Below are 6746 nucleotides of genomic sequence, written 5' to 3' on the forward strand. Positions count from 1 at the left end.
CTCCACGTCGGCGCGTGCGACGTCGCGGGCGTCCGCCGCCGTCGAGCGGCGCAGCGCCTCGTGCAGCCGCGCGGGGGTGAGCACGCCGAGGAAGCGGCCCTCGCTGTCCTTGTCGATGACCGCGATCCAGCCCGCGTCGTGCTGGAGCATCGTCGCGAAGGCCTGCTTCAGGCTGGCGCCCACCGGCAGCCAGGCCTCCATGCGGCGGGCGTGCTCGCGGACCGTGCCGTGCCCCACGCGCGCGTGCTCGGCGGAGATCCAGCCGTGCAGGTTGTTGTCACCGTCCAGGACCACGGCCCAGCGGGCGTCGAGCTCCTTGGGCAGCGGGTCGTCGAGGTGCACCACGGGGGGCTCCTCCAGGTCGCCCTCCTCGATCGGCGTCACGGAGAGCCGCTTCAGGCCCCGGTCCGCGCCGACGAAGTCGGCCACGTAGTCGGTCGCGGGGGCGCCGAGCACCGTCGAGGGCGTGTCGAACTGCTCGATGCGGCCGTGGCCGTAGACGGCGATGCGGTCGCCGAGGCGCACCGCCTCCTCGATGTCGTGCGTGACGAAGAGGACGGTCTTGCGCACGGACTGCTGGAGGCGCAGGAACTCGTTCTGGAGGTGCTCGCGGACGACCGGGTCGACCGCGCCGAACGGCTCGTCCATCAGCAGCACCGGCGGATCGGCCGCCAGGGCGCGGGCCACGCCGACGCGCTGGCGCTGGCCGCCGGAGAGCTGCTCGGGGTAGCGGTCGCCGAAGACGGACGGGTCGAGGCCGACCAGGTCCAGGAGTTCGGCGGCGCGCTCGCGGGCCTTGCCGCGCTTGACGCCGAGGAGGTGCGGGACGGTCGCGGTGTTCTCCAGGACCGTCTTGTGCGGGAAGAGGCCGACCTGCTGGATGACATAGCCGATGCGGCGCCGCAGTTCGACCGGGTCGGTGCCCGATATGTCTTCGCCGTCGACGAATATCCGGCCCTCGCTCGGCTCGATGAGCCGGTTCACCATCTTCATCGTGGTCGTCTTGCCGCAGCCCGACGGACCGACGAGCGTGACCAGTTCGCCCTCCGCGACCTCGAAGGACAGATCGTCGACGGCGGTGGTGCCGTCCGCGTAGCGCTTGGTGACGTGCTCGAACCGGATCATGTTTCCCCATTGTGGCGGGCGGCGACGGGCTTTGCGTGTCGGCAGTATTGCGGCCGTACAACGACTCTCGGCGATTGTCGGTGCCGCGCGTTAGGGTCGCCAGACACGGGGGGACGTGTGTACGGCATACGTCCCGGAATTCGGGGGGAGGTGGGGCGCGTGGCCGAGCAGAACTGTCTGGTGACCAATGACTGGATATGCGGGGAATATGTCCGCTCCCGCGGCCAGGAGTTGATCGACGCGACCCTTCAGCACGTCGGGATCACGCTCGCCTCGGTGGCGATCGGGCTCGCCGTCTCCCTGCCGCTCGCGCTGCTCGCGCGGCGCTGGCGCTTCCTCGCGGGGCCGATCCTCGGTGTGACGACCGTGCTCTACTCAGTGCCCTCGCTCGCGATGTTCTCGCTGCTCCTGCCGTTCTTCGGGCTCTCGGCCTCCCTGGTCGTCACGGGCCTCGTGCTGTACTCCCTCACGGTCCTCGTGCGGAACATCCTGGCCGGGCTCCAAGCGGTGCCCGACGAGGCCAGGGACGCCGCCAAGGGCATGGGGTACGGCCCGCTGAGGCTGCTGTGGGAGGTGGAGCTGCCGCTCGCGCTGCCCGCGCTGCTCGCCGGTGTCCGCATCACCACGGTCTCCACGGTCGCCCTGACCACCGTCGGCGCCATCGTGGACTACGGCGGCCTCGGCACCCTGATCCTCGACGGCCTCGACACGACCTTCAAGGCGCAGGTGCTCACGGCGTCGGTGCTCTGCGTGCTCCTCGCCGTCGTCGCCGACCTGCTCCTGCTGGGCCTACAGCGGTGGCTGACGCCCTGGACCAGGGCCCACCGAATACGGACGAGCCGAGCCGACCGCAAGGCGGCCATGGCCAAGGTGGCTGAACCTGCATGAACGCGATCACGGGTGCGTACGACTGGCTGACCACGGGCGCCAACTGGCAGGGCGAGAAGGGGGTGTGGCACCGCCTGGCCGAGCACCTGTACTTCAGCGGGGTCTGCCTGGCCGTCGCCTGCCTGATCGCCCTGCCCCTCGCGCTCTGCCTCGGCCACATCGGCAAGGGCGGCGCCCTCGCGGTCAACGTCTCGAACGTCGGCCGCGCGGTGCCCACCCTCGCCCTGCTGATCCTGCTCACGCTCACCCCGCTCGGTGAGCACGGCGACGCGCCGACGCTGATCGCGCTGGTCCTCTTCGCCGTGCCGCCGCTGCTGACCAACGCCTATCTCGGGATGCGCGAGGTGGACCGGGCGGTGGTGGAGGCCGCGCGGGGCATGGGCATGAGCGGCGGCCAGCTCTTCGCGCGGGTCGAGCTGCCGCTCGCGTATCCGCTGATCATGACCGGCATCCGCTCGGCCGGCGTACAGGTCGTCGCGACGGCCACGCTGGCCGCGATGGCGGGGGAGGGCGGTCTCGGCCGGATCATCACCGCCGGGTTCAACCTCCAGAACACCCCGCAAGTGGTCGCGGGCGCGGTCCTGGTGGCGCTGCTCGCGCTGCTCGTGGAGGGCGCCCTGGTGGTGGCGGGACGCCTCTTCGACCCGATGCGGAGGTCGGGCGGCGCGACCCGCTGAGCCGGACTCGGCCCCGGCCCGCACCCCGGCCGCGGCTCGAGCCCCTTTCCCTCCGCTTGCCTCCGAGTCCCTCCGAATTCCCCGCTACCCCCTTCGAGTTCCCTCGAATTTCTTCGAAATGGTGGTTCACCGATGAACAGCACAACGCGTCGCGCGCGACGGATGGCAGGGGCGGCCGCGGCCGTCATGGCGCTGACCGCGGGGCTCGCCGCGTGCGGCGGGGACAGCCTGGAGGACGACGGCAAGGGGTCGGACAAGGCGGGCGGTGACACGAAGGGCTCGATCGTGATCGGTTCGGCCCGGTTCACCGAGCAGAAGGTGCTCGCCGAGCTCTACGCGGGCGTTCTTGCCGACGCCGGATATGACACCCAGGTCAAGACGGTGCAGAACCGTGAGATCTACAAGCCCGAACTGCAGAAGGGTTCCATCGACGTCGCGCCCGAATATGCCGCGACCCTCGCGGAATTCCTGAACCTGGAGAAGAACGGCCCGAAGGCCAAGGCCGTGGCCTCCAGCGATCTCGACGCCACGGTGGGCGCCCTGAAGAAGCTCGCGGAACCCGAGGGGCTCAAGGTGCTTCCCGCGGGCAGGGCGGTCGACCAGAACGCGTTCGCGGTCTCCAAGGAATACGCGGAGAAGCACAAGCTCAAGACGCTCTCGGACCTCGGCGAGTCGGGCGAGAAGGTCAAGATCGCGGCGGGCGACGAATGCGAGTCCCGGCCGTTCTGCGCTCCCGGCCTCAAGAAGAAGTACGGCATCGACGTCGCCGGAATCGACCCCAAGGGCGTCGGCACCACGCAGTCCAAGCAGGCCGTCAAGAACGGCACGGACCAGTTGGTGCTCACCACGACGACCGACGCGACGCTGAAGAACTACGACCTCGTCATTCTTGAGGACGACAAGAAGCTCCAGAACGCGGACAACATCCTTCCCGTGGTGAACGCGAAGCAGGCGGGCGGCAAGGAGATAGCCGCCGCGCTGGCGAAGCTGACCGAGAAGCTCACCACGGACGACCTCATCGAGCTCAACCGGAAGGTGGACGAGGAGCGTCAGAAGGAAGCCGATGTCGCCAAGGAGTACCTGGAGTCGAAGGGCCTGATCTGAAGCCGGTCGGGCGGCCGTTCGGCTAGTTGATCAAGAAAAGGGTGGGGAGTTATGGCGAGTTGTGGCCGAGAAGGCTGCTTTTTGACGGGCGGCACACATGACTTCGCCTACGCGCGGTAAGTTTCTGGCCATGCCACGTGGACGTCACCGCCATTCCCCACCCCTGCACAGGCTGCTTCCGCCTTCGACGGTCGCAGGCGTCTCGGTTCTCTGCGCCGGCGGCGCCTGGATGTTCGCGGAACCGGTCGTGCTCCGCGGACTCGTCGCGGCCGCGGCCGCCGCGGCCGTCGTCGGCTCGGCCGTCATGCGCCGCTGGGACCTCGCGGCCGGAAAGCAGGTCGCCGAGCTCGGCCGCGCCCGCGCGAGCGACGAGTGGCGGCACGAGGAACGGATAGCCGAGGCCGAGACCGATCTCGAGGAGTCCCGCGAGCTGCGGGGCAGACTGGAGACCAAGCTGCGCGCCAAGCGTGCCGAGCTGGCCGCGCTGCGCAACGAACACGCGGAACTGCTGCGCAGGTACGCGACCGCGGAGACCGAGCGGGCCAGCGCCCTGGAGGGCCGTCGGCTGCTCGCCATAGAGGCGGCGTCCCCGGCCCCCGCGCTGCCGAAGGCGGGCGCCGAGGATTTGGTGCCGGGCGCGGTGGACCTCGTACCCGCGGTGCGGGCGGGGGCCCCGAGGCCAGCGGCGCGTGCGGAGGACCCGGCCGCGCGTACGGAGAGCCCCGCCGCGCGCGAGGAGGGCCCCGCCGGACGTGCCGGGGCAAACAGCCCCGCCGGACGCGAGGAGGGAAAGAGCTCCGCCGGACGTACCAAGGCCGCTCCGGCCGCCGCCGATGCCGCCTCGGCCAAGTCCGGGAGGACCACCCCGGCGCAGCCCGGCGAAGCCACCCCGGCGCAGACCGCCGAAGCCGCCCCGGCGCAGCCCACTGAAGCCACCCCGGCCAGTTCCACCGATGCCGCCCCTCCGGTGGCCGCCCCGGCCGGGCCCGCGGCCTCGCTCTTCCAGCGGGCCAACGCCGCGCTCGACCGCATGACGCCGCGCGCGGACTCGTCCCCGACGCCGCGCACGCGACCCGTCGCGGCGCCCCGCACGGAGCCCGCCGCGCCGCGGGAAGCGGGGCCCGCCGCCCCGCCGAAGGCGGAGGACGAGTCGCGGGGGAAGCCCGGGGCGGCCGACGGATACGGCGGGCACGAGCGCGCGGTCGCCGTCGCGCCGCCCGCGCAGGCGCGCCGCCCGGCACCCCAGGGCGGGTTCGACTTCTTCGGCACGAAGGGCTCGGCCCCGGCCGCGCTCGAAGCCGTGCAGAACGAGGACCTCGCCGACGTGGTCGGTGAGGAGGCACTCGCGGTGCACAAGGCCGAGACCGAGGCGGAGTTCAAGGACGCGCCCGACTCCGCCGCGGAACGCGGCGTGGGCCAGGTCATCGACCTGACGGCGCACGACGAGACGGAGCAGATCGACGTGGCGGGACTGCGGACGGCGCTCGGGGCCTGAGAGCCTGTGTCATATCCCCGGCCGGGCGTGCGACGCCTGGCACGCACCCTCGCCGCGTTACCGAAAAGCCCTAGTAGCTCCGCTACGAGGGCTCTCCGGCGCCTTGCGATCGCACGCACCAGACGCCGCACGCTGGTCCGACCGGGGATATGCACAGGCTCTGAGCGCTCCCGTCCCAGCAGGCTCTCCGGGCCCCGGTGGCAGCGATGCCGCCGGGGCCTTGGAGCCTGACACAGGCTCTTAAGCCATCCACCGGTCCGGCCGCGCCTCGCGGCGGCCCGTGCGCGAGCGGTCCGCCTGGGACCTGAGCAGCTCGGCGGCCTCCCCGGCCGGGCGGAGCCGCGCCGTCACGGTCTTGTTGGCGCCGGTGTGGACGCGGACGTCGGCCACGTCCTTGAACCGCTCCCAGGGGCCCTGGGAGAACCGGACGCTCTGCACCTTGGCGTGCGGCACGAGGGAGAGGCGGCGCTTGAACAGGCCGTGCCGGGCCGCGAAGACCGCGTCGGTGACCGCGCTGCCGTACCCCTTCCACCAGAGGGGGACGCACCACGCCGCGCGCGCGGGCGGCGGCACCAGTTCGGCGGCGCCCGGCACGCGGACGCCGGGCAGCACGCGTGCGATCACCGCCTCGGCGTGCTCCCGGGGCGCCACCGGCACCAGGACGCTGTTGGCCGAGCCCGCCACGTCCAGCTCCACGCGGACCCAGCCCCGCCTCCGCCACAGCAGCGGCTCCACGATGTGCACGGTCTGGACGCGGCCCGGCGGCACCGTCTCATGGGCCTTGTCGAGGAGACCGTGATCGATGCGCAGGCCGTCGGGGGACTCGCCCACCGTCCAGTCGTACTCCGAGATGAAGCGGCCGCCGCTGGACGCGAAGGCGCCGCCCAGCATGGGCAGCGCCGCCGCGAGGACGGTCCACACACTGTGCGTGGCGAACCACAGGAAGCCGGGCACGACCACCGCGGCGACCAGCATCGCCCAGGGCGCGCCGGTCAGCAGCAGGGAGACGGCGAGCATCCGGGGCCGCACGTGCAGAAGGCCGCGCACCGGGGCCTCGCCGACCTCGCGGGCCCGCTCGGGGGCGAAACCGGCGGCCCGCGCGAGCAGTTCGGCCCGCAGCTCGGCGGCCTCACGCTCACCGAGATAGGCCAGTTCGTCCTTCTTCTCCGCGCCGACGACGTCCAGCTTCAGCTTGGCCACCCCGGCGATGCGGGCGAGCAGGGGCCGCGTCACGTCGACCGCCTGGAGGCGGTCGAGCCGGATGTGGGCGGCGCGCCGGAAGAACAGGCCGGTGCGGATGCGCAGTTCGGTCGCGGTGACGGCGAAGTGGGTGAACCACCAGCTCAGCAGGCCGTACGCGGCTCCGCCGAGCACCACGGCGGCGCTGCCGACGAGCAGGGTGGTCGCGGTCAGCTCGGAGAGGCGCCGCTGTGTGCCGTTCGGGTCGTGGACCGCCC

6 protein-coding genes are annotated in these 6746 nt (G+C 72.0%); 4 read left to right on the top strand and 2 right to left on the bottom strand.

Features of this window, described 5'->3' with window-relative positions; all coding sequences use genetic code 11:
• On the bottom strand, window positions 1–1125 hold a 1125-nt coding region (locus AB8Z36_RS28675; protein ID WP_369216291.1), incomplete at its 3' end, for an ABC transporter ATP-binding protein.
• A 159-nt stretch (window positions 1126–1284) separates the two neighbouring features.
• Between AB8Z36_RS28675 and AB8Z36_RS28680 the strand changes: the two genes are divergently transcribed.
• From AB8Z36_RS28680 to AB8Z36_RS28695, 4 genes are all read left to right on the top strand, one after another.
• Complete coding sequence (locus tag AB8Z36_RS28680; protein WP_369216292.1) at window positions 1285–2013, top strand: ABC transporter permease; 729 nt, start codon at window positions 1285–1287, stop codon at window positions 2011–2013.
• On the top strand, window positions 2010–2690 hold the full coding sequence (locus AB8Z36_RS28685; protein WP_369216293.1) for an ABC transporter permease: 681 nt from the start codon (window positions 2010–2012) through the stop codon (window positions 2688–2690). The genes AB8Z36_RS28680 and AB8Z36_RS28685 overlap by 4 nt, the downstream gene beginning before the upstream one ends.
• Window positions 2691–2822: 132 nt before the next feature.
• Complete coding sequence (locus AB8Z36_RS28690; protein WP_369216294.1) at window positions 2823–3794, top strand: ABC transporter substrate-binding protein; 972 nt, start codon at window positions 2823–2825, stop codon at window positions 3792–3794.
• A gap of 247 nt (window positions 3795–4041) precedes the next feature.
• A complete protein-coding gene (locus tag AB8Z36_RS28695; protein WP_440582020.1) occupies window positions 4042–5289 on the top strand; it encodes a hypothetical protein in 1248 nt (415 codons plus the stop codon).
• Between the two features lie 240 nt (window positions 5290–5529).
• Here the strand turns inward: AB8Z36_RS28695 and AB8Z36_RS28700 are convergent.
• The coding region (locus AB8Z36_RS28700; protein WP_369216296.1) for a PH domain-containing protein at window positions 5530–6746 on the bottom strand (1217 nt) is incomplete at its 5' end.

The sequence above is a fragment of the Streptomyces flavofungini genome (assembly GCF_041028215.1).
GTDB lineage: Bacteria > Actinomycetota > Actinomycetes > Streptomycetales > Streptomycetaceae > Streptomyces > Streptomyces flavofungini_B.